A 1599-nucleotide genomic window follows, 5' to 3' on the forward strand; every position below is an offset into this window, starting at 1 on the left:
AGTGGTGCAAAATGCCACGCGTCATGGTCGCCAGACGGGCTTATACATCGCTCTTGGCTTATCCGTTGGTATTTTGCTGCACTCATTATTCAGTCTGACTGGTGTGAGCTACCTTGTGCATCAACATCCTTTGCTGTATTCGGTATTACAACTGCTAGGTGGCAGTTACCTGCTTTACCTCGGTGTTGGGGCCCTGCGCGGCGTGATCGCTACGATCAAAAACCCGCAAACGGATCAACAAAATAAAACAAACAGCTTCGTGATCAGCAACAAGCGTCAGGCTTTTGCCAAAGGTTTTGCTACCAACATTCTCAACCCCAAAGCACTGGTTTTCTTCATCAGCTTGATGTCGAGCTTGGTGCCAGCCGGAATGTCGGTCTCAGGCAAAAGCATCGCGTTAGTTATCCTGTTCAGCTTGTCTCTGGTTTGGTTTTCCAGCTTGGCGTGGATGCTCTCAACGCAACGTTTACAACGTCGATTACAACAGGCAGGCATCTACATCGATGGCATCTGTGGTGTGGTGTTTACCCTCGTTGGCGGCAGTATCTTGGTGCAAACCATCAGCACATTAATCGGTTAACTCTCTGATTTAAAAGCGTCGCACACCCGACATTTATTAAAAAGCTGACTCGACGATCTTCTCCATGGCTGCCAAGCTGAACAATCAAACTGGCAACATGGAGAGTCATCATGCATTGGACGTTCAACCGACTCGTGTCTACGGGTCTTTTTCTTAGCGCCTCTATCACCCACACCGCGTTTGCAAACCAAGCCACCGATGCGATTGCCCCAGAGCAAAGTACTGGGCTTGAGCACAAACAACTGGTCAGAGCCAAAGACTATATGGTGACAGCAGCGAACCCAATTGCTACCCAAGCAGGTGCTGATATACTGGAGCAAGGCGGCAATGCCATTGATGCTATGGTGGCGGTACAACTGATGCTTGGCTTAGTCGAACCACAGTCTTCCGGCATTGGTGGCGGCGCATTTTTGGTGTATTGGGATGGCGAACAACAAAAGCTCACCACTTATGATGGTCGAGAAACTGCGCCCCTCGCCGCAACCCCAACACTGTTTTTGGACGACCAAGGCCAGCCGCTTCAATTTTATGATGCCGTTGTAGGTGGACGATCTGTCGCGACGCCGGGCACCGTCAAACTGTTGTGGGATACCCACCAAAAATACGGCAAGCTGGAATGGAAAAAGATCATTCAGCCAGTGATCAACTTGGCTGAGGAAGGTTTTGCCGTCAGTCCTCGTCTCGCCAGTTTGATTGCCAACGACGCCGAGCGTTTATCACGTTTTCCGACCACAAAAGCGTATTTCTTTAACGCCGATGGCTCACCAAAAGCCGAAGGCACACGATTAAAGAATCCAGAATACGCGCAAACCTTGCAAGCCATCGCCAAGCAAGGTGCTCAAGCCTTCTATCAAGGTGATATTGCCAAAGACATTATCGCAACCGTGCAAACCGCAGTGGGTAACCCGGGCGTATTGGCACAACAAGATTTTGATACTTACCGCATCAAACAGAGAGAGCCCGTTTGTGCGGCTTATCAAAGCTACGACATCTGCGGCATGGGGCCACCAAGCTCAGGC

At 50.3% G+C, this 1599-nt stretch carries 2 protein-coding genes; both read left to right on the plus strand.

Annotation, left to right across the window (positions count from 1 at the left end):
• A partial coding sequence (locus R7P67_RS23865) for a LysE family translocator (protein ID WP_318086198.1) occupies positions 1–580 on the plus strand: 580 nt, incomplete at its 5' end.
• A gap of 110 nt (positions 581–690) precedes the next feature.
• The coding region (locus R7P67_RS23870) for a gamma-glutamyltransferase family protein (protein WP_318086199.1) at positions 691–1599 on the plus strand (909 nt) is incomplete at its 3' end.

The organism is Vibrio sp. Vb0937 (genome assembly GCF_033338855.1).